The organism is Salipaludibacillus agaradhaerens (genome assembly GCF_002019735.1).
In the GTDB taxonomy this organism is placed as follows: domain Bacteria; phylum Bacillota; class Bacilli; order Bacillales; family Salisediminibacteriaceae; genus Salipaludibacillus; species Salipaludibacillus agaradhaerens.
In genome coordinates this window covers 4,033,869-4,054,113 of sequence record NZ_KV917378.1, presented here as the reverse complement: position 1 = coordinate 4,054,113, position 20,245 = coordinate 4,033,869, and the positions used below count along the sequence as shown (strand labels likewise).

22 protein-coding genes and 2 other annotated features are annotated in these 20,245 nt (G+C 38.5%); of the genes, 2 read left to right on the top strand and 20 right to left on the bottom strand.

The window, feature by feature from the left end; all coding sequences use genetic code 11:
• Positions 1–22: 22 nt before the first annotated feature.
• Entirely contained in the window at positions 23–1,057 is a 1,035-nt protein-coding gene (gene pheS, locus BK581_RS18580) for a phenylalanine--tRNA ligase subunit alpha (RefSeq protein ID WP_078579573.1), read from the bottom strand.
• Between the two features lie 633 nt (positions 1,058–1,690).
• Positions 1,691–2,446 (bottom strand): TrmH family RNA methyltransferase, encoded by a 756-nt coding sequence (locus BK581_RS18575; protein WP_078579572.1) that lies wholly within the window; start codon positions 2,444–2,446, stop codon positions 1,691–1,693.
• Positions 2,447–2,718: 272 nt separating this feature from the next.
• Here BK581_RS18575 and sspI point away from each other — a divergent pair, with 272 nt between their 5' ends.
• Positions 2,719–2,928: a small acid-soluble spore protein SspI gene (sspI, locus tag BK581_RS18570; protein ID WP_078579571.1), complete on the top strand. Its 210-nt coding sequence runs from the start codon at positions 2,719–2,721 to the stop codon at positions 2,926–2,928.
• Between the two features lie 259 nt (positions 2,929–3,187).
• Here sspI and BK581_RS18565 read toward each other — a convergent pair whose 3' ends face one another.
• The 3 genes from BK581_RS18565 to BK581_RS18555 form a co-directional block, all read right to left on the bottom strand.
• Positions 3,188–4,006 carry a YitT family protein gene (locus tag BK581_RS18565; protein WP_078579570.1) on the bottom strand — a complete coding sequence of 273 codons (819 nt, stop codon included), beginning with the start codon at positions 4,004–4,006 and terminating at the stop codon, positions 3,188–3,190.
• Between the two features lie 197 nt (positions 4,007–4,203).
• Positions 4,204–5,283 (bottom strand): M42 family metallopeptidase, encoded by a 1,080-nt coding sequence (locus tag BK581_RS18560; RefSeq protein ID WP_078579569.1) that lies wholly within the window; start codon positions 5,281–5,283, stop codon positions 4,204–4,206.
• 92 nt (positions 5,284–5,375) lie between these two features.
• Positions 5,376–5,876, bottom strand: coding sequence for a dUTP diphosphatase (locus BK581_RS18555; protein WP_078579568.1), 501 nt, complete (start codon positions 5,874–5,876; stop codon positions 5,376–5,378).
• Between the two features lie 519 nt (positions 5,877–6,395).
• On the opposite strand from BK581_RS18555, the gene BK581_RS18550 reads away from it, so the two are divergent.
• Positions 6,396–6,800 (top strand): sigma-w pathway protein ysdB, encoded by a 405-nt coding sequence (locus BK581_RS18550; protein ID WP_078579567.1) that lies wholly within the window; start codon positions 6,396–6,398, stop codon positions 6,798–6,800.
• A 336-nt stretch (positions 6,801–7,136) separates the two neighbouring features.
• Here BK581_RS18550 and BK581_RS18545 read toward each other — a convergent pair whose 3' ends face one another.
• The 15 genes from BK581_RS18545 to ytaF form a co-directional block, all read right to left on the bottom strand.
• Complete coding sequence (locus BK581_RS18545) at positions 7,137–7,721, bottom strand: TVP38/TMEM64 family protein (RefSeq protein ID WP_078579566.1); 585 nt, start codon at positions 7,719–7,721, stop codon at positions 7,137–7,139.
• A 75-nt stretch (positions 7,722–7,796) separates the two neighbouring features.
• Positions 7,797–8,069, bottom strand: a complete 273-nt coding sequence (locus BK581_RS18540) for a DUF1294 domain-containing protein (RefSeq protein ID WP_078579565.1) — start codon at positions 8,067–8,069, stop codon at positions 7,797–7,799.
• 297 nt (positions 8,070–8,366) lie between these two features.
• Positions 8,367–8,723, bottom strand: a complete 357-nt coding sequence (gene rplT / locus BK581_RS18535; RefSeq protein WP_078579564.1) for a 50S ribosomal protein L20 — start codon at positions 8,721–8,723, stop codon at positions 8,367–8,369.
• Between the two features lie 38 nt (positions 8,724–8,761).
• Positions 8,762–8,953 carry a 50S ribosomal protein L35 gene (rpmI, locus tag BK581_RS18530; protein ID WP_078579563.1) on the bottom strand — a complete coding sequence of 64 codons (192 nt, stop codon included), beginning with the start codon at positions 8,951–8,953 and terminating at the stop codon, positions 8,762–8,764.
• An 85-nt stretch (positions 8,954–9,038) separates the two neighbouring features.
• Entirely contained in the window at positions 9,039–9,542 is a 504-nt protein-coding gene (infC, locus tag BK581_RS18525) for a translation initiation factor IF-3 (protein WP_143709710.1), read from the bottom strand.
• 109 nt (positions 9,543–9,651) lie between these two features.
• Positions 9,652–9,774: a sequence feature (ribosomal protein L20 leader region), on the bottom strand.
• 108 nt (positions 9,775–9,882) lie between these two features.
• Complete coding sequence (gene thrS / locus BK581_RS18520) at positions 9,883–11,835, bottom strand: threonine--tRNA ligase (RefSeq protein ID WP_078579561.1); 1,953 nt, start codon at positions 11,833–11,835, stop codon at positions 9,883–9,885.
• A gap of 89 nt (positions 11,836–11,924) precedes the next feature.
• Positions 11,925–12,160: a binding site (T-box leader), on the bottom strand.
• Between the two features lie 47 nt (positions 12,161–12,207).
• Positions 12,208–13,101 carry a putative sporulation protein YtxC gene (locus BK581_RS18515; RefSeq protein ID WP_169837785.1) on the bottom strand — a complete coding sequence of 298 codons (894 nt, stop codon included), beginning with the start codon at positions 13,099–13,101 and terminating at the stop codon, positions 12,208–12,210.
• Between the two features lie 380 nt (positions 13,102–13,481).
• Complete coding sequence (gene mqnC, locus BK581_RS18510; RefSeq protein ID WP_078579559.1) at positions 13,482–14,588, bottom strand: cyclic dehypoxanthinyl futalosine synthase; 1,107 nt, start codon at positions 14,586–14,588, stop codon at positions 13,482–13,484.
• A gap of 99 nt (positions 14,589–14,687) precedes the next feature.
• Positions 14,688–15,626: a primosomal protein DnaI gene (gene dnaI, locus BK581_RS18505; RefSeq protein ID WP_078579558.1), complete on the bottom strand. Its 939-nt coding sequence runs from the start codon at positions 15,624–15,626 to the stop codon at positions 14,688–14,690.
• Between the two features lie 15 nt (positions 15,627–15,641).
• On the bottom strand, positions 15,642–17,036 hold the full coding sequence (locus tag BK581_RS18500) for a replication initiation and membrane attachment family protein (protein WP_078579557.1): 1,395 nt from the start codon (positions 17,034–17,036) through the stop codon (positions 15,642–15,644).
• Between the two features lie 68 nt (positions 17,037–17,104).
• Positions 17,105–17,572 carry a transcriptional regulator NrdR gene (gene nrdR, locus BK581_RS18495; protein WP_078579556.1) on the bottom strand — a complete coding sequence of 156 codons (468 nt, stop codon included), beginning with the start codon at positions 17,570–17,572 and terminating at the stop codon, positions 17,105–17,107.
• A 77-nt stretch (positions 17,573–17,649) separates the two neighbouring features.
• Positions 17,650–18,057, bottom strand: a complete 408-nt coding sequence (locus BK581_RS18490; RefSeq protein WP_078579555.1) for a DUF1499 domain-containing protein — start codon at positions 18,055–18,057, stop codon at positions 17,650–17,652.
• Between the two features lie 104 nt (positions 18,058–18,161).
• Positions 18,162–18,554 carry an adenosylmethionine decarboxylase gene (gene speD / locus BK581_RS18485; RefSeq protein WP_078579554.1) on the bottom strand — a complete coding sequence of 131 codons (393 nt, stop codon included), beginning with the start codon at positions 18,552–18,554 and terminating at the stop codon, positions 18,162–18,164.
• Between the two features lie 375 nt (positions 18,555–18,929).
• A complete protein-coding gene (gene coaE, locus BK581_RS18480; RefSeq protein ID WP_078579553.1) occupies positions 18,930–19,523 on the bottom strand; it encodes a dephospho-CoA kinase in 594 nt (197 codons plus the stop codon).
• Between the two features lie 19 nt (positions 19,524–19,542).
• Positions 19,543–20,181 (bottom strand): sporulation membrane protein YtaF, encoded by a 639-nt coding sequence (ytaF, locus tag BK581_RS18475; protein ID WP_078579552.1) that lies wholly within the window; start codon positions 20,179–20,181, stop codon positions 19,543–19,545.
• Positions 20,182–20,245 lie beyond the last annotated feature (64 nt).

Genomic DNA, 20,245 nt, shown 5'->3' with positions numbered 1-20,245 from the left:
CCTTTAGTAATACGTCTCCTAATTATACTCGCGAGAACTGTGATAAAAAGCGGGTATCGTTCGTATAAAAATGGCGTATATCATCAACACCATATTTCAACATAGCAAAGCGCTCTACACCCATTCCAAACGCAAATCCAGAATACTTCTCAGGATCAAAGCCACCCATTCGCAAGACATTAGGATGGACCATTCCTGAACCAAGCACTTCAATCCAACCAGTATGCTTACATGTACGGCAGCCCTTTCCTCCACACATCGCACAGGAAATATCTAATTCAGCTGACGGTTCAGTAAATGGAAAAAAGCTAGGTCGTAAACGAATTTCTCTATCTTCACCGAAATATTCTTTCACGAATGTTGCAAAAACCCCTTTTAAGTCACTCATCTGTATACCTTCGTCAACGACAAGTCCTTCTATTTGCATAAATTGATGGGAATGCGTTGCATCATCTTCATCACGGCGATAAACTTTTCCAGGACAGATTATTTTTACTGGCCCTTTTCCTTCATGCTTCTCCATCGTTCTCGTTTGAACAGGTGACGTTTGCGTCCGAAGCAACAAATCACTCGTTATAAAGAAGGTATCTTGCATATCACGGGCAGGGTGATGTTTTGGCAAGTTTAATGATTCAAAGTTATAATAATCCGTTTCTACTTCTGGTCCTTCAGCAATGCTAAAGCCCATTCCAATAAACACATCTTCAATCGTTTCGATAACGGATGTTAATGGATGACGGCCTCCTTTCGCTATTTGGCGACCAGGTAATGTTACATCAATGCTTTCTTTTTTCAGCTTTTCTAATAAAGCTGCCTCTTCAAATGCTTTTTCTTTTTCTTCGATATAATGTTGAACCGACTGTCTTACTTCATTAGCTTTTTGTCCTACTTTCGGCCGTTCTTCAGCTGAAAGCTTCCCCATTCCTTTCATCACCTCGGTAATGGGGCCTTTTTTTCCTAAATAAGCAATTCTTACTTCTTTTAAATCATTTAAATTTGAAGCATCAGCTACTTTTTTCATTGCTTCATCATGAAGTTCTTGTAAACGGTCTAACATCCCTTTTCCTCCTTATGTTTTTAAATGAACTGCTCTTGTCATCACTACATCGAGATATGACCTTCAGATATCACTCAGTGATCAATGACTTTAAGACCTTACAGTCGATTTTAAGCCAGGTTGCAGAGTTGCAATTATTTTGAAAACACAAAAGAGTCTCCTCCCCTAAAAAAGGGACGAAGACTCGCGGTACCACCCTTGTTAATGCCTTTGACATTGTGCTTTCAAGCATTCACTCAAGAACAACTTAACGGCTTGCTTGCCGGAGCACCTTTTCCAGACGAAATGCGCCTGTAGTCCGGTGTCAGCTCCGGAGTGAATTCCGCCGTGTCCCACCTAGAGTTGCTCTCAGTCTATGGCATCTCTTCCCTGATTGTTGGTCCAAAATCGGCATACTAATCTCCATCACAGCTTTTCTTATGATATGTCTGTGACTATTATATAAGGTTTTGACAATGAAGGCAAATAGTCTTTCGAAAACGTTATGGACTGTTAAAACTGACTGACTAACGATCATTAATCATTAAATACCATCATGCCACAACTATTATAGTTAGCTCTAACACGCATTACACCCAATTAGCGAACTACCTAAAGTGGTTATTGCTTCACATCACAGATGAATCGCATCCATCAATCCCCTCTTAGATGGTATAGTAAGATACCGGTAGCGATGGCAACATTTAAGGATTCTGCTTCACCAAAAATCGGGATGTATAGATTTTGACTTGTTCTTTCAAGCAATTTCTTGTCTACACCACTACCTTCATTTCCAACAATCAGCGCAAAATTTTCTTGCGGAGCAATCGCTGAATAGGTACTCCCATGCAGACTCGTACCAAAAACAGGAATATGATTGTCATGACATAGGTCAATGGCTTCTTCGAGATCCATTTTTTGCACAGGTAAATGAAACAACGAGCCTTGTGTTGAACGAATGACTTTTCCATTATAAGGGTCGGCTGTGCCGTGGCCAAGAATGATACCTGATATGCCTGCAGCATCGGCGGTACGAATCATTGCTCCTAAATTACCTGGATCTTGGACAGAATCCACGAATAAATATTTCCCTTCCTCTAGCAAAAGATTTTCATTTTCAGGCTGTTGACAAACTGCGGCAAACCCTTGAGGGGTCTCTGTTTCAGATATTTCCTTCATGACTCTCTCTGTCACAGTAACCGTTGGTAATTCTTTCACATGCCACTCTACAGGCATGTGTTTGTGTTCTTCAATAATTAAGTTTTTAATAACCAAATCGGATTTTAAGGCTTCTTCAATGAGATGGATACCTTCAATGATAAAAAGACCTGTATTATCACGTTCTTTTTTGGTATGAAGTTTTTTCCATGATTTTATTTTAGAATTTTGTACGGATTCAATGATTTCCATTTGTTACCCCTTTCAATAAACACCTTGTTCCTTCACTATGTTCACGTCATCTTTAGTAAATGTATTCCTCATGATACCAGCTTCTAATCACTTCTAGCGTCTGTTTAAAAACGATTCACCATACATTGATCCAGCTAGCTTTCATGTCTCAGCAAACCGATAACACTTTCTAAGTACATATTGTTCAAAGGTTCCAACCATACTATAACAGAATTAACTAAACAAAACGATTCAATTCCTTAATAGAAACTAAAATGAGAGGGAGGTTCATTATGGCCAATTTTAATTTACGTGGTGCCATTCTAGAAAATGTATCAGGTAGTAACCAAGAGGAGGTCGAGGCTACAATAGTTGACGCCATCCAAAGCGGAGAGGAGAAAATGCTTCCAGGATTAGGTGTCCTCATGGAAGTCTTTTGGAAAACGGCTAGTGAAGAAGAGAAGAATGCCATAACAGACCGTATCGCTTCCGGTTTAAAATAAGTTTTATAAAGGTCTAAACCTCGAGCTTTAGACCTTTTTTCTGTGTTAATCTCCGTTGCATAATATGCCATTAAATAAGTGTGTTCATAGTGGGAGAACGTGCCGTTATCTATCTAATCCACCAAAACCAGTCTCAAGATAATACGAATTTCCAATCAGTGGGCGTTTTTGTTCTTCTCACACTAATTAATAGTTGAGTCAATTAGGACATTAGCGTCTGTTAGCTGCGATAAAATAAGGTGCGTAATAGACAAAGCTGTTAATCCCGTCTAAAATTCCCCATAACCTCCATGCTTTCACTCACACTTACAAATGCCTCTGGATCTATCTCTTTCAAAATGGGCCTAATGATCGCCAACTCGTAACGAGTAATGACTGTATACAACACTTTCTTATCTTCACCTGAATAGGCTCCTCTCCCATCAATGACCGTTATTCCTCTAACAAGATTAGCTAGGAGCTCTTTCTTTAATTTGTCACCTTTACTCGTCACTACCATTAAGCTAAGCTTCACATGACGAGTATGAACACGATCAATTACAATGCCAGTTATGTAGATTGACAGCATCGTGTACAAGGCTAAATCCCACGCAAAGAAAAAAGCAGAAATAAACACAACAACACTGTTGAGTGCAAAAATTAAGCCTCCTAAAGGCACATCCCACTTTTTTATTAATACAAGACTAACAATATCGAATCCTCCTGTGGAACTATAAAAACGGATAATAACACCAATTGCAGCACCAGCAATGACCCCGCCAAAGACCGACGATAATAACGCATCCTCCGTTACTTGAATAATTGGAATGTATAACATCGAAATCGATGTGATGAGAACGGAAAAAATACTATTCCCTATAAATTCTCTTCCTAACTTCATCCAGCCCAAAACGAAGATCGGCGCATTTAGTAGAACGATCCAATACCCTGTATTCACAGGTGTCATAAGACCAAAAACCATTGCAAGGCCTGTTACCCCACCTGTTAATACTTCATGTGGTAGTAAAAATAAGTTAAATGCAACACCAATAACAATTGACGCAATAAAAATGACAAGTAGGCGAATTCCCCGTTGCATGACATCACTCCATATTCCTTAAATTACTTTTGGAATTATACTGATTCATACCACCCCTCGTCAATAGTTACACCTCTTTTTTGTTATTAAAGAAGGTTTTTCTCTGTTACCTTCCTCTCTATCATCATTGTCATTCACTAAAACATTATTACGAAAAGCAAAAAACCGACTGCAATTTGCAGTCGGCAATCATTTTTTTAATCAAACGTAATGGCGTCAACCGTTTTTCTATCTAATTTCTTAATCACTTCCACAATGAGCTTAACAGCATTCTCGAAATCATCACGATGTAAAATAGCTGCATGAGTATGAATATAACGAGTCGCAATTGTAATAGATAAAGCTGGTACTCCGTTTGCAGTCAAATGAATCGAACCAGAATCTGTCCCTCCTGCTGGGACAGCGTCAAACTGATAAGGGATATTTTTCTCATCAGCTGTATCAGTCACAAAGTCACGCAAGCCCGTATGAGCCACCATAGAGGCATCGTACATCACAATTTGTGGACCGTCTCCCATCTTTGCTAATGCATCCTTCTCCGTTACCCCCGGTGTGTCCCCTGCAATGCCTACATCCACTGCAAATCCAATATCAGGTTGAATGAGGTGTGCAGAAGTTTTTGCTCCTCGTAAGCCTACTTCCTCTTGTACGGTTCCCACACCATAGACTGTATTAGGGTGTTCTGTATCACTAAGTTGGCGCAGTACTTCAATGGCAATGGCACAGCCAATACGATTATCCCATGCTTTAGCCATTAGCATTTTTTCATTCTTCATAATGGTAAAATCGCATACCGGTACGACCGTGTCTCCAGGTCGAACTCCAAAGCTCATGGCTTCATCTTTACTTGTAGCACCAATATCGATAAACATCTCTTTTTTATCCATAGACTTCTTACGGACTTCTGGGGTTAAAATATGCGGAGGTTTAGAACCGATAACCCCCGGAATGTTGCCACTCTTGGTCATGACTGTCACACGCTGTGCAAGCATGACTTGCTCCCACCAGCCTCCGAGACATTGGAATTTTAAAAATCCTTTATCATCTATATGCGTGATCATAAATCCTATTTCATCTAGGTGTCCCGCTACCATAATTTTTGGCCCGTCTTCCACTGAACCTGTTTTTTTGGCAATAAGACTGCCAAGGTGATCTGTCTCTACCGAATCTGCATAAGAAGATATGTACTTTTTCATCACTTCTCGTGGTTGTCGTTCATTCCCTGGTGTCCCATTAGCATCTGTTAAATCTTTTAGCATTACTAACATATCATCCATTTACACACGCCTCCTATATTTTATAATGAGTCATTGATTATATCGAGTTTGGCCTGATTTCAATTTTTTATGCAAAATATAATCAGCAAAACTTAGTATCCTTGATCTTGCCTTTGTTTATTGACATCGTTTTTTTTCATATAGGCCTCTTCAACATCGTCACCATTAAAGCCTAAATGTGCCCCTATCGTTAAGTAACTGGTAAAAAGTTCCTCAAATGCCTCTTTTGAGCCTTCTTTTCTCAGGTTAAGAAGTTTGTCTGTCACGTTAAAAAAGTCTGTAACCAAAACCTCTTTAGACACACTCACACTTTCTGGATATTGGCAATGACACGTTTTATCGTACCCGTATTCAAGGCCAATAGATAAAATAAAATGAATGCCGTCTACGTACTCTTCTAATATAATGTCTCGTTCTGATGGCTCTTTGGTGCTCCAAAATTTAAAACAGCGCGTCTCATTTGCTAGTTCAGCAAGCTCTACTTGCAATGCAAGCAATTTACGTTCTAGTAACGCCTCATTATGTAACCCTTGTTTAGTTTCTATGTATGAATCTAACGTTCTTTGCATCTCAAACAGCTTTAAAAAATTCATCTGACACTCCTTATCCTTGATTTACGTTTGATTATAATTTTATACTTTAATTATATCTTAAATGATTGCTTACTATTTTGAAACCTTGTTTCTTTTCAATCGTAGCACATATGAGAGTGATTCACACCTATTGCGTGTATGTTAAAAGAGTGTTTACACGAAGAAGCGAACAATGATAATAATACGAGCCTTCAATCAGTGGGTGTTTTCGTCTTTCTCCCACTGATTAGTAATCGAGTGACATTAGCTCCCCCTAAATAGATTTTCTCTGCTTTTTATTTCGAAGCGGGAGTTTTACGGACGGTTTTCTGTGACAAAAAGTGACCGAAACGTAAGACGACGACTCCTGGGGATTGAGCGCAGTCGGAAGAGCCACTTTTGCTAGGGGTTACCGAGCAAAAGTTGGCTGATGACATATCCTCGGGAAACCGTCTGAAGTAAAGGTCAAAGTCATTGTTCGAATTTTGGCATCTTATTTTGAATTATGACATTCATTCACGTGTATGAAGGAGAGATATCATGTTAACCGTCATTCTATTTCGAATCTTCCTCCTGTTAGCCGTTGGAATTATTATTTTCAGTTTAATTAAATACACCCTGGACCCTCGACGTAAATTAGAAAGAGCTTACCATAATGGTTATTTTTATTTACTTGATGATCCAGATAACGTAAGAAAAAATGTGTTATTTACGTTTCGCAACGCTTTATTTGAGGCGGAAAAATTCCTTGGCCCGGCTGACGATTCCTTTGAAGTCACCTCGATTATCGTTAGTTCTGAGGATATCGATCAATTACATGGGTTAAGCCGCCGTGACTTTCATTTTATTGAGAAAGAATTAAGACTACGCTATCCCAAAGCTGATATTCAATGGCGGCCACCAATCAGCAACCTATTAAAACGCCTTGAAAGACAAGGAAAGTAACCGTTTCTTTAAAATACACTTCTCCATGCCAGCAGCCACTGAAAAACATTCCTAAACAAAAAACAGAAACGCTCCGTTTAAGGAATGTTTCTGTTTTTTGGTGGATCAATAAATGAAGTTTGCTGATTGTCATTTAAGAACTCTCTCGTTCCTTTCCATTGAGGTTCTGTTTCCCACGCCTAACGTTAGTTTTCCAAAAGTAAAGCCACTGATTTTGATCGTAGTCCCACAGCTTCATTTCCAAACGTCTAACTAATACTTCTAGCTTCTCAGCTTAGCTACGGCCACTCTTCCAATCATGCTCCCAAGATGGGTGGAAGGGGGTTTTAGCATTCTTCAACTACGTTCATACACTTTACTCGGAAAGAATTTCCCCCATTTATAAACAGCTGTTCCCCTCTTACCTAAATAGGAAAAAATCATTGCCAGAAGAACGAAAAAAACAAGTGATAAATACCAAGGTAGCTCTGTGATGCCTTGACCAAATGCTGTGTAAAGCATTGAAGGAAAAATGACACCACCAATCGAATATGTCATATACTCACGGTATGTTTTTGTCATATCCATTAAATATAAAGAGAGTAAATGAAAATGAACGAAAGGCATCATTCTAAGAATCATAACTTGCCCAATTGTAAGCAATCGATCTTTAAAAACTTTCTGTTTTAATTTAATAATACGCTTCTGAAAAAATGGAAATAAATTTATAAGTTTATAAAACACGAGACTCATGAGTGATAAACCTACAATAGAATACAATGTTCCATAAAAAAATCCAAATAAATAACCACCTAAAATGCATACAACAATAACAGGGATAAATAATAACGGTCTTATTAAATGAAGAATTATAAAGAGGACAGGCGCCATCCATCCAGCATCATCTATTAATTGAGGAATTGCTTCGTTGAATGAATCCATGATGGTATCTCCCCTTTCAATCTATTCTATGACCAAAAAAAAATGTACATGCTATTAAATTACCAAGCTCTATTTTCACATAGAAAAATGAACAAGTAAAGCCACGTGACATATAGTAAACAATGGGAATCCGAGGCGAAAACGCCATTTTTTAGTCTTATGTCTAATAACCTTTGATGTAAACCACATACCTATTGCGCCACCGAGTGCTGCTATTAAAAAGAGCCTTGCTTCTGATATTCGCCATTCATTCCTTCGAGCCCGGCGCTTATCTATCTTCATTAATATTATCCCAATTAAATTCATCATTAAAAGCCATATTACAAGGCTAATATCAACTATTTGCATTCGTTTCTCCTTACTATATGTTATTTTAAATCTGTTCTCTTGGGCCAATTTACTACCTTATTTAGAATGGTTCATCTCGTTTATTAAGTGATTTAATTTATATACAGTGATATAACGAACCTTCAATTAGGACATTAGGGTCCGTCTGTCTAGAGTGAAAATCAGAGTCATTATTCGAATGTTGATATCTTATTTTGAATGATGACATTCATTCAAGTAACAGCCTTTACTTTATACCTAAAAAGAGCGGTATATCAAGTTGATCTCCAACCTGATATACCGCTCCCAATCACTGTATTATTTTAAACCAGCTTTCGCTTTTTCAGCAAGCTCAGTAAATGCCTTTTCATCATTGACTGCTAAATCAGCTAACATTTTACGGTTCATGTCAATGCCAGACTGCTTTAAGCCATGCATGAAACGATTATAAGATAAACCATTTATACGGGCTGCTGCATTAATTCGAGCAATCCAAAGCTTACGGAAGTCGCGTTTTTTCTGACGACGGTCACGGTAAGCATATAGGAAAGATTTCATTACCTGCCCTTGTGCTGTTTTAAATAATCTATGTTTTGAACCTACATATCCTTTTGCAAGTTTTAAAACTTTTTTACGACGCCGTCGGGCAACATACCCGCCTTTTACTCTAGCCATCGTAATCCCTCCTTATAAGTCATTCTCAGTAGTTTTAATTATTTTACCATTGTATCAATTCGTCGTTGGTCACCTTTACTTACAAGCCCAGCTTTACGTAGTTTACGCTTTTGCTTCTGAGATTTGTTAGCAGCTAAGTGACTAGTAAAAGCGTGTCCGCGCTTAAGTTTCCCGCTCCCAGTTCTTTTAAAGCGTTTAGATGCACCGCTATGTGTTTTCATTTTAGGCATTCTTATTTCCTCCTGTCCAATAAATCATTGTTGTCTTCATAAATTGTCGGCCTAACCTCGAAAAGCTGGCATTAGAAGACTGATGTTACTTTTCAGCTGTCGGGGCGAGGACTAAAAACATGCTGCGCCCTTCCATCTTAGGCTTTGATTCTATAGTTGAGATATCTTTGCATTCCTCAGCTAGTTTCATAAGAACATCTCGGCCAAGCTCGGAGTGAGTGATAGCACGTCCACGGAAACGGATAGCTGCTTTCACTTTATCCCCCTTACTTAAAAACTTTCTTGCATTTCGAAGCTTCGTGTTAAAATCGTGATCCTCAATATTTGGACTTAAACGAACTTCTTTGATATTAATAACCTTTTGCTTTTTACGAGCTTCTTTGTCTTTCTTTTGCTGCTCGAAACGATATTTCCCATAGTCCATAATTCGGCAGACAGGAGGTTTAGCATTAGGTGCAACCATGACTAAATCCAAATCAGCATTTCTAGCCATGTCTAGGGCTTCCTGTTTTGACTTGACACCAATTTGATCACCATTAGCACCAATTAAACGAACTTCCCGTGCGCGAATGTTTTCGTTAACGAACATATCCTTACTGATGTTGAGCCACCTCCATAATAATAACAGTTCAAAGCAAGAGATTCCTTTTCTCTCTTCCTATTTTAAAAAGTCGCTGCTTCTAAAATCATGGAAAAGACGTGACAAAAAAGTGTGGGTGCATTCTGCGCCCACACTTCTACATACGTGTTAAGATTAAAAAATCATAACCTGCCAGTTTAATGACCGACTAGGTGAGAAGCGGGCGCTTCTTCTTGCTTTGTTTTCTGTATAATGTTCACTTGGTTACTTTATCACAAGGTTGTAGCCTTGTCAACACACATTCTCTCATGAAACCTAAATAAGAATTTCAGATCCTCTCACTTAACATTTAGCGTTGCCTCGAATAATTTTTAATGTCTTCTTGAATCTGACCTATAAATTGGTCAAGTGAAACCTCTTCAGTTTCTTTTTGACCATAACGTCGGACATTAACGCCATTTGTGGCGATTTCCTTGTCACCAAGAACGAGCAAGTACGGAATCTTTTTCATTTGAGCTTCACGAATTTTATAGCCTAATTTTTCATCTCTTACATCTACATTCACACGTACACCTGCTTTTTTAAGCTCAGCTTCAACTTTACGGACGTAATCCATATGAACGTCACTAACAGGAATAGCTTGTACTTGTACTGGGGCGAGCCATGTTGGAAAAGCCCCTTTATATTCTTCTAACAGGAAGGCAACAAAACGTTCCATCGTTGAAACAACACCGCGATGTATGACCACTGGACGATGATCTTTCCCATCTTCTCCTGTATACGTTAAATCAAATCGCTCAGGAAGGAGGAAGTCTAGTTGGACTGTAGAAAGTGTTTCATCTTTTCCTAAAGCTGTTTTTACTTGAACGTCAAGCTTCGGCCCGTAAAAAGCGGCTTCTCCTTCAGCTTCTATATAATCAACACCCATTTCATCAGCTGCTTCTTTTAACATTCCTTGCGCTTTCTCCCACATCTCATTATTATCAATATATTTTTCTTTATCTTCAGGATCCCGGTAAGATAAGCGGAAATAATAGTCATTAATTCCGAAATCATCGTACACGGCTTGAATTAATTCTACAACGCGAATAAATTCCTCTTTTAATTGATCTGGTCGGGCAAAAATATGAGCGTCATTCAAAGTCATGCCCCGCACACGTTGTAGCCCGGCGAGAGCCCCAGACATCTCATGACGATGCATGGTACCTAGCTCAGCAATTCTTAGGGGCAAATTGCGATAGCTGTGTTTTTGATTCTTGTAAATCATCATATGATGCGGGCAATTCATCGGGCGAAGAACAAGATCCTCGTTATCCATCTCCAACACAGGGAACATATCATCCTGATAATGATCCCAATGTCCTGAAGTTTTATATAATTCAACACTTCCAAGCACAGGTGTATAGACGTGATCATAACCTAATCGTTCTTCAACATCGACGATATATCGCTCGATAATTCGACGAACAGTTGCCCCTTTAGGTAACCAAAGTGGTAATCCTTGTCCCACTTTTTGATTGACTGTAAATATTTCGAGCTCTTTCCCTAGTTTCCTGTGATCCCGCTCCTTCCTTTCTTCAAGAAGCTTTAAATAGTCATCAACTTGTGACTGTTTCGGAAAGGCAGTCCCATAAATACGTTGCAGCATTTTATTTTTGCTGTCACCACGCCAATAAGCCCCATTTATTTGCAATAATTTAAATTTCTTCAATTTACTCGTAGAAGGAACGTGCACGCCGCGACAAAGATCAAAAAACTCTCCTTGCTCATAAATACTAATCGATTCACCTTCTGGTATGTCTTCAAGCAATTCTAGTTTTAACTCATCGCCGATTTTCTTGTATTTTTCCATGGCTTCTTCACGACTCACTTCGATACGTCTAATCTGAAGATTTTCATCCATAATGCGTTTCATTTCTTTTTCGATCTTTGGTAAATCCTCTGGTGTCAGTTTATGAGGCATTTCAATGTCATAATAGAAGCCTTCTTCAATGACTGGTCCCACACCAAGCTTAACATCGTCATACAACCTTTTGACTGCTTGTGCTAGTAAATGAGCAGTACTATGTCTTAAGATATGAAGACCATCTTCCGTATCATACGTGATAATTTCTACTTTTCCATCAGTTAAAATCGGCTCATTAAGATCAATATGCTCTCCATCAAGCTTCCCGGCTAAAGCATTCTTTCTCAAGCCCGGAGAGATAGAGGCAGCGATCTCGTCGGTTGTCGTTCCCTTTAAAAATTCTTTCTTAGCTCCATCAGGAAAAGTTAGTTGAATCATCTCTTTACCATCTGCCATGTGACCCACTCCTTTTTTATAATCTCTCCAGGGACGGTTATCGCAGCGAGTATCTAAAATAGCACGCAAAAAACACTCATCCCTCAATCAAAAGGGACGAGTGTGAGACCGTGGTTCCACCCTTGTTTCTGAATAGCATACACATATTCAGCTTCATTCATTCCGTAACGGGGAAAACCGGCAAACATATACTAAGACAGTTGTCTGTTCCAAGTTGCAGCTCTAAGGGGGTAAATCCATGGATTGATCATAGGAAACTTCCAGCCAATGGCTTCCTTCTCTGTATGACTCACCTCATGATTCATGTCCTTTTCATCGCTTTTATAGACAGTTTGCTTATGGATAGTATTATAATCATGTATGACTAGAAAATCAAGACAGAAATGAAGATCTTTTAACAGAAGGTTGTTTTTGAACAAACGTCATAGAAGATGTAAAGAGTCGTTCCTCAAATATATTTTTAAGCGTATGATATAAGTCATCATCACAATAAGCAGAATCAATGATAATTTTCTTAGGTGCCATACTGACAAGCGGTCCGATCATTCGTTCATTAACTGGCAAATTCTTTTCAAATGGGGTTCCGGTTTCTAACCATTCATAAATTTGTTGTACAGAAATTTTTTTCATTTCACTATCATAAAACTCAATGCCATTCTTCAAAAAAACGTAAACGGTATGCACCCGCGGTGATTGTCTTTTCAAAAAATCACGACAACGATCAAGCATTAATTGATATTCCATTTCCAGTTTGTATTCATCAATAGCTAACTCCGCTAAAGATAACAGTTTTTCACGAGAAGGCTTCAAGCGGAAAAACAAAAACGAATCAAAGGAAAATGAGATATTATTTTCGACAAATGGTGCTAACTTTTGGAAAATATCTTGTTGCCACTGTAAAAAGGCCATGGTGAAATTTCTGTCTTCTTCCCCACCAGATGGAAAAAATAATGATTTAGCTGTTTGAATAATAGCTTGAATTTCTTGTTCATCTTCATAATAGAACATGTCTTTAAGAAATTCCTTTAACCACTTAGGAAAAAAGTGAGTGATTGTTACATTTGTAAGAACACTGATGATAGCTTGTTGCTCATCTCTTCGCAGAGAATTAAGTCCTTCAATCGATAACGTTGTCAATGTCTCCTTTTCTTTAAAATGAATATGAATGAGGTCGTCATTCGATCGTTTTGTAACAGCTAATGATTGTTTCAGTTGATGATAAAAGGCTTCACCGATGTGTGAATCCTTAAACTCAATAACTAGCAACAGCAGCCCCTCCTAGTCGTCCATTTCGAGTTGAGGGTCTAAGTAGTGCTTCCCCATGTTGTGCTTCAACTCCTCACACTAGTACATGTATATGGAGCCTGATTAGTTTTATGAGTTGAAGTTTTCGACCTCTGTGTATAAAAGAGGTGATTAAGTAAAAAAAGAACTGTTTGCTTCGCATTTTTACTACGTGTTTTAACCAAGGTGACGCGACACACCACCATTTTACCGACTTATGAAATTTAAAAAGGTGATGTGACAAAGATAACCTGTCACCCCTTGATAGGTGTCCACGTAAAAAAGGTATCAATCATTAAAATGAAATGATTGATACCAATAGTTAAATTCTCTAGATACCTTTTCTTTCCTAAAGTATTATGCTAATTTTGCATCACAAAGTCCCGCTCCGCTTTTTCTCCCTCTTTAAAGGTACGAATATGGTTGTATTTCGTATCTCGTTGCACAGGAATTTTTCCGGCTTCACGAATAAAACGGATAATAAGGTTCGTATCTACTTTATAAGTAGCACCTGCTGCTGACACAACATTTTCCTCCATCATCGTGCTCCCAAAATCGTTACATCCATATGATAGAGACTTCTTGCCTGTTTCCGGCCCCATCGTAACCCACGAGGATTGAAAATTAGCGATATTATCAAGAAAAATACGAGATATGGCCAGATTCTTTAAATACTCTCTTGGGGTTATTCTTTCCCCTTTCATATTTGTATTGTCAGGTTGGAACGTCCAAGAAATAAAGGCGAGAAAACAGTCCGCTTCGTCTTGAGCATCGCGCACTCTTTGAAGGTGCAACGCGCGTTCTTCATATGTTTCTCCAAAACCGATGACCATTGTAGCAGTTCCGTGCATCCCTGCTTTTTTAACTGCTTTCATGCAGTCAATCCACTCTTCCCAAGTACCTTTGAGACGACTGATCCGACGTCTAGTTCGGTTATCAAGAATTTCTGCTCCACCCCCTGGGACAGAATCAAGTCCAGCCTCGTGGAGCTCTTTTAACACTTCCTCTAATGAAAGTCCTGATACTTCAACCATTTTATAAATCTCTGCTGGTGAGAAAGAATGCATTGTAATGTCAAACCGCTTTTTGATTTCTCTCAGTAAGTTTGTGTAATAACTAAAAGGTAAATTAGGGTTCGTCCCGCCCTGCATTAAAATCTCTGTTCCATCCACATCTATCGTTTCTTGTATTTTTCTAAAAATCTCTTCGTTATCCAATACGTATCCGTCTTTCGCGTTTGGCGGACGATAAAATGCACAAAACCGGCAATATGTATCACACAGGTTTGTATAATTAACGTTTCTGCCAATAACAAAGGTCGTTTCAGGCTCTGGATGCCACTTTTTCATAATGTCATTAGCTAGTTCACCCATTTTTTCTACTTCATCACTCTTGTATAGTTCAATGGCATCATCAACTGAGAGACGCTCCCCTTGTCTTACCCGATCAAGAATATGATCAATACTCATCTATGTCTCCTCCATTCCAATGCTTTAATCATCTTATTCCATGGTAACATATATTCCATTAATTTCGGTGGTAATTGTCTCAAAACAAACGGGGAATGTTTATTTCTCTCGCTTGTTTTCCCCTTTCATGTCAATCACATCATTCATATGCTTAATTCGTTCAAGAATTCTTCCGGCTTTTAACTGGTCCACCCTCTCTATACCACCCCTTTGAGTAGAGGACAAATGGATGGCTAATTCATCTAAGTCAAAGTTTGACGTAAAAACAGTCGGAAGTTTTTCCATCATTCTAAATTGTAGCATAGCACCTAATATATCGTCCCGAATCCAATTGGACATCGTTTCAGCGCCAATATCGTCTAAAATTAAAACAGGTGCTTGCTTCACCACGTCTAATTTATTCTGATAAGACCCATCTGAAATGCCAGTTTTTAATTCTCTGAAAAAGTCAGGTGCATAGACAATCATCGTGGTCGTCTCTCTATCAGCTAAATCATTAGCAATTGCCCCAACAAGAAACGTTTTCCCAACTCCGAAAGGACCGTGAATATATAAACCTCTGCCATTTTCTCCTGGTTTAACTTCTGCACAAAATCCCATTGCTTTCGCAAATGCTTTGACACGGGACGGATTATCTTCATGAAAATCGTCGAAACTAACCTCTGTCATTTCTTTAGGGATATAAAGGCTTTTAACGAAAGAAGCATGTCGCTTTCTTTCGTCAGCTTTCCTTTTTAAAGGGCAAGTTTGATATTCAAGGTGAATATCATGTCTATATATCGTTAAGTGTGGTTGATACCCCTTAATTAAATTAGGACATGCATCGAGACCAGGACACTTATCACAGTTTTGCCATTGCTCTTTATATTGATAAAGCTCATTTAAGCCGTTGTCTCTTTGCTCTGTCGTCAATTCAGGATGTGAGGCTAAATAAGAGCGTATACGAGCATCTTCCAACACGTCTTTCTTTAATTTTTGAAATTGCTGTTGAAGACGGGAATTTGAAAACTGTCGTAATGATTGATTAATAGACTCCATGTCCGATCCCTCCTTCTACTTGTTTTTCTTTAATAAATCACGATACTTCGCTGCTTCACGCTTAGCCTGTTCAAGCTCTTCAGCACTCCAATCTTCTTTTTGCCAATTTTCGTCCGTCATCCATTTTGGCTGGGGTTCTTTCTTTACTTGACCACCATAGCCTTTGCCTTGGCTAGAAATACTTTTTACTGATGCTTTACTACTTTGACTCTTCTGATTTTCTTTCTTTGCCAAAGCCATCGCATCTTGAACAGTTTGAATGTTTTTACGCTTCCAGTGGCCTGCAATTTTAAAGGCAAGGGCTTTTGAAAGCTTTTTATCGTTCACCATAAAGATATAATCAAGTAAGACATTGACCACACCTGGCGTAAGTTTGTATTCGAAAATCAGGCGTTCAATGATATCAATATCTCCTTCATAAACCTTTGCACCATCGCTTAATTCTTCTAAATATTCGATAGGAGCAGTAGATTCAAAGTAGAAGATTGTTTTCTCTTCTTGTGTTTTCGGTTCTTTAGGAGCAGTTGTTAGTTCTTCAGGTTGCTTTCTTAAACCGAGTCTAGGTGGCTCATCAGCTTCACTCATTCTATAACGCCTTTTCGCTTGTAATCTTAATTGCTCATCATCCAATTGTTCTGCATGGAGCATCGCATCCTGCACAATGTTAGCCATCTCCTCCGGTGAAAGCTTGTACATAAAAGCTAATTGGGCAATCAGCCGCTGGTTTTGCTCTTTTTCTACTTCTTCCTTCGGTACAAAGCTTGGAAGGAAATCGAGCAGTTTTTGAAAATCAAACTGACTCTCACCAATAGAATAAGAGCTCTCAGAGGCATGCCGCCCCATCAAAGGCATGGAAGACGATAAAGCTTCAAGCATCTCAGACGTCGTGCTTTTTAGCTCTGATGGATGTAGAGATGTAAAGACCTCACTAAAGCCTTGTGTAATATTTTCTTTGTTCGTTATGTCAACGCTGTTAACAGCAAAATATTGTCGAAGTTCACGATAACGTTCTTTCGTGCCAAGACGATTATAAAGAAAAACACTTAAAAGGTCATCGTCAAAAAAATCTTTAGCTGACATTGGAGGATGAAGGTGATAAAAATAGTGATACTCATCCGTCTCTTTTTCTCGATATACCGTCATTAATCCAAGAGCCTCTAACTTTTTTCTCTCTGAAAATATAGCATCAAGAGGCAAACCAGTAAACGTCATAATCGTTTTATGAATTCTCGTAATTTTTTTTTGTGGTTGTTTTTGAACATCAATAGCCAATGTCATGTATAGACTGTATGCAACAGATCCAATAAGAGGCTGATAAAGAAGTGTTAACACTTCTTTATCAGATACTTGTAAATAATCTGTCATATAGGCCGTATAACCATTCGAAGGGAGTATTTCTTTCCAGTGCATGATATTTCACCTAATCTTTCCCACTTTATTGCTTTACATATAGAGAAAATGGAGCGGCTAGGCTCCATTTATTTGTCGTTATTACCTTTGTTGATGAGCTCTTTAAGTTCATCGACAAACACATTAATATCCTTAAATTGTCTATACACAGAAGCGAATCTGACATAAGCTACATCATCAGTTGTCGCTAAGGCTTCCATCACATTTTCACCAATTTCATCACTACTTACTTCCGATAAGCCTTGATTGCGTATATCTTTTTCTACATCTTCAGTAATACTTTCTAATTTCTCTAATGGGACAGGTCGTTTCTCACAAGCTCGAATGAGACCACGAAGGAGCTTTTCTCTGCTAAATTCTTCTCTATTCCCATCCTTTTTCACAACGATAAGAGGCGTTTTCTCTACTCTTTCAAACGTTGTGAATCGATAGCTACATGCGTCGCATTCTCTTCTACGGCGAATTGAGCGTCCTTCATCACTTGGTCGGGAATCAAGAACCCTCGTCCCGTTGTGCTGACAATTAGGGCATATCATGACTTGTCACTCCATTCGTACACTGATTGTTAGATCTTAAAGATGTTTTATGAGTTTGGCAAATAAATGGTACCGTTTTATTTAGCTAATTCATCACCTAAGCCTGTCCCCACAAATTGCAACCGCTTATCCAAATCTGTATATAGTTCACGGATCATTTTACGACTATGTCCAAAATCTGTGAATAAGAACGTTTCAGTAGAAACAGAAAAGTCCACTGCCGTACGAAACGGACGGACCATTATAATAGTAGCCACAACGAAGGTTTTCTTCCCGCTTTTTACGTTGACGACAATTTCGCCATGGTCCTCAGAAACAGAGGCAACTTCAAACCCTTTCCGATTTCTTAACATCGTTTCTACTTCCATCATTGCTTTATCTTTCATTGTCTTATAATAACGTGTTTTGAGGCTGTCTTCGTGATGGTGTTCTCTCGTTTCAGTACTTGTACTAAAAATTTTTCTGAATGTATTTTTTATTGCCATAGCATACCATCTCCCACCTTATTACCTATAAGGATAGCAGTAAATGGCGATTTGTTCAATTGAAAAAACGCTCTCATGAAGACAGAGAGCGTACATGAAAGCTGTCAGGCCATACCCACTTCCACTGTTTTTTTATTTGCAATTGCAATAGGGCCCATCCCTCTAGGAATTTCCACCACTTCACTTGTCTTAGCATGGAGCTCACGTGAAATATAATCAGATGCGACATGAGGGTCAATACGATCTCCACATGTATAAACATCGATGCTGGCGTAACCATGTTCAGGAAAACTATGGATTGTTAAGTGAGATTCGCTAATAATGACAACGCCACTAACTCCTTGAGGAGCAAATTTGTGAAATGCCACTTCCCTTACTTCTGCCCCCGCTTCTAAAGCTGCATTGACAAAAAGCTTCTCTATAAATCCTATATCATTTAATTTATTTGTATCACAACCCCATAGCTCGGTAATGATGTGCCTTCCCATTGTTTCCATGGTCAAATCCCCCTTTAAATTTAGCATGGAGATGTTTTAGTTATTAGTTACTGGGGGAAAGTTAGTCCAAAGAGGTCCTAACCCTTGAGTAACAACTATTCTCCAATATGCTTAGTATCATGCTCACGAAAATTAGTATACTGTGTTTAATATACCAATGCAAATACTTTTTAATGTGTTTTACAAATGAATTATTTCCCTTATGAATTCACTTGTTCGCGAGGCTCTTAACATACCATTTAATACTATTAATCATTAGCCCCTTATTAATTTTAAAAATAAGTATATTTAAATTGAATCCATGATGACACAATTTATACGTGGATGGATTCAAGTTAAAATGACAAATGGAGCCCACTATATTGTTGGACTCCATTATAACGCTTTTAGGTTTTTCAATAAAGTTGTCACTTGCTCTCTCGTATGTGTTAAGTCAGAGGAGTTATCAATAATATAGGTAGCATATGCCTTCTTTTTATCAAGAGATAATTGAGAGTTAATGCGTTTTAATGCCTCTTCCTCTGTATAGTTGTTGCGTTCTTTCAATCGTTTTAATTGAATGCTTTTCGGAACATATACAAGTAGGATATTATCTACTAAATAAAAGAGTTCTCCTTCTATAAGAAGTGGGATATCAAGTATAACAATCGAATGTCCTTCTTTTCGTAAAGACTCAGCTTGATCTTTCAATTCTTTTCTTACTTGCGGATGAACAATTTGGTTTAATACATCTCTTTCTTTATCATCATTAAATATGATCTCCCCTAGTTTTTCTCTGTTTAGTTGGCCATCTTGTTTAAGAATGGCTAATCCAAAATGATCAATAATTTGATGATACGCTTTTTTTCCAGGTTTAACGACATTACGGGCAATAATATCTGCATCCACTACAGGGAGTCCTTCATCACGTATCATTTTAGACACCGTACTTTTTCCACTTGCTATGCCACCTGTTAGACCAATGATCAAACTTCCACCCCCAAAAATACTACAGTTTCCATATACCGATAAAAATTAGCAGAACACCTGGTAAAAATGAAAGCTTTTTTAATTTTTCAGAATGGTTAAGCCACACACCACACCATTTTCCAGCGTTCAAAAATACGCCACACATGACAGCAACACTGAGAGCAAGAAGCCAAGGTGACACACCAAAAAGAGCTGCGCCTAGACCTGCACCGAATGCATCTAGTGACAGAGCCACGCCTAGTAAAATAGCCTCTACTCCTGTTATGGAACCGGAGTCATCCAAATCCGCTTCCATCGGTTTTTTTAACACATTAATGGCAATACCGAGACGTTTTAATTCCACGTTCATGAGAACTTTTTCCTGTCTCAAAGAGGGGGAATGAATAGGCGGCTTTTTATATACTTGAAACAAGGCATAAAGGCCGATCATAATAAGGAGTATGCCACCTAGCGTCTCTGCAAGCTCAGGTGCCAATAAAGCACTGATTGTAGTCCCTATCCACATAGCTAGTAGAATAGCCACCGCAGAGCAACTCATGATAAACAGAACAGATAACATTGGCAGCTTCATTTGCCGTAATCCGTAGGTAAGGCCAACACTAAAACTATCTAAACTGACAGCAAACGCAAGGATAAGTAATGACAGTAATTCGGTCAATGGAATGAGCCTCCTTCTTACTTAAACTAAGTTATTATATGGCAGAGGCCCATCCATTGTACGT

Coding starts and splice junctions, on each gene's coding strand:
- BK581_RS18500 (WP_078579557.1), bottom strand. CDS start 17,036: ATGCACTGGAAAGAAATACTCCCTTCGAATGGTTATACGGCCTATATG.
- rpmI (WP_078579563.1), bottom strand. CDS start 8,953: ATGCCTAAAATGAAAACACATAGCGGTGCATCTAAACGCTTTAAAAGA.
- BK581_RS18540 (WP_078579565.1), bottom strand. CDS start 8,069: ATGCAAATAGTTGATATTAGCCTTGTAATATGGCTTTTAATGATGAAT.
- BK581_RS18555 (WP_078579568.1), bottom strand. CDS start 5,876: ATGAATTTTTTAAAGCTGTTTGAGATGCAAAGAACGTTAGATTCATAC.
- infC (WP_143709710.1), bottom strand. CDS start 9,542: ATGTTCGTTAACGAAAACATTCGCGCACGGGAAGTTCGTTTAATTGGT.
- dnaI (WP_078579558.1), bottom strand. CDS start 15,626: ATGGAGTCTATTAATCAATCATTACGACAGTTTTCAAATTCCCGTCTT.
- rplT (WP_078579564.1), bottom strand. CDS start 8,723: ATGGCTAGAGTAAAAGGCGGGTATGTTGCCCGACGGCGTCGTAAAAAA.
- mqnC (WP_078579559.1), bottom strand. CDS start 14,588: ATGAGTATTGATCATATTCTTGATCGGGTAAGACAAGGGGAGCGTCTC.
- BK581_RS18490 (WP_078579555.1), bottom strand. CDS start 18,057: ATGGCAATAAAAAATACATTCAGAAAAATTTTTAGTACAAGTACTGAA.
- sspI (WP_078579571.1), top strand. CDS start 2,719: ATGGCCAATTTTAATTTACGTGGTGCCATTCTAGAAAATGTATCAGGT.
- speD (WP_078579554.1), bottom strand. CDS start 18,554: ATGGAAACAATGGGAAGGCACATCATTACCGAGCTATGGGGTTGTGAT.
- BK581_RS18560 (WP_078579569.1), bottom strand. CDS start 5,283: ATGGATGATATGTTAGTAATGCTAAAAGATTTAACAGATGCTAATGGG.
- BK581_RS18550 (WP_078579567.1), top strand. CDS start 6,396: ATGTTAACCGTCATTCTATTTCGAATCTTCCTCCTGTTAGCCGTTGGA.
- thrS (WP_078579561.1), bottom strand. CDS start 11,835: ATGGCAGATGGTAAAGAGATGATTCAACTAACTTTTCCTGATGGAGCT.
- BK581_RS18565 (WP_078579570.1), bottom strand. CDS start 4,006: ATGCAACGGGGAATTCGCCTACTTGTCATTTTTATTGCGTCAATTGTT.
- nrdR (WP_078579556.1), bottom strand. CDS start 17,572: ATGATATGCCCTAATTGTCAGCACAACGGGACGAGGGTTCTTGATTCC.
- BK581_RS18545 (WP_078579566.1), bottom strand. CDS start 7,721: ATGGATTCATTCAACGAAGCAATTCCTCAATTAATAGATGATGCTGGA.
- BK581_RS18575 (WP_078579572.1), bottom strand. CDS start 2,446: ATGGAAATCATTGAATCCGTACAAAATTCTAAAATAAAATCATGGAAA.
- pheS (WP_078579573.1), bottom strand. CDS start 1,057: ATGTTAGACCGTTTACAAGAACTTCATGATGAAGCAATGAAAAAAGTA.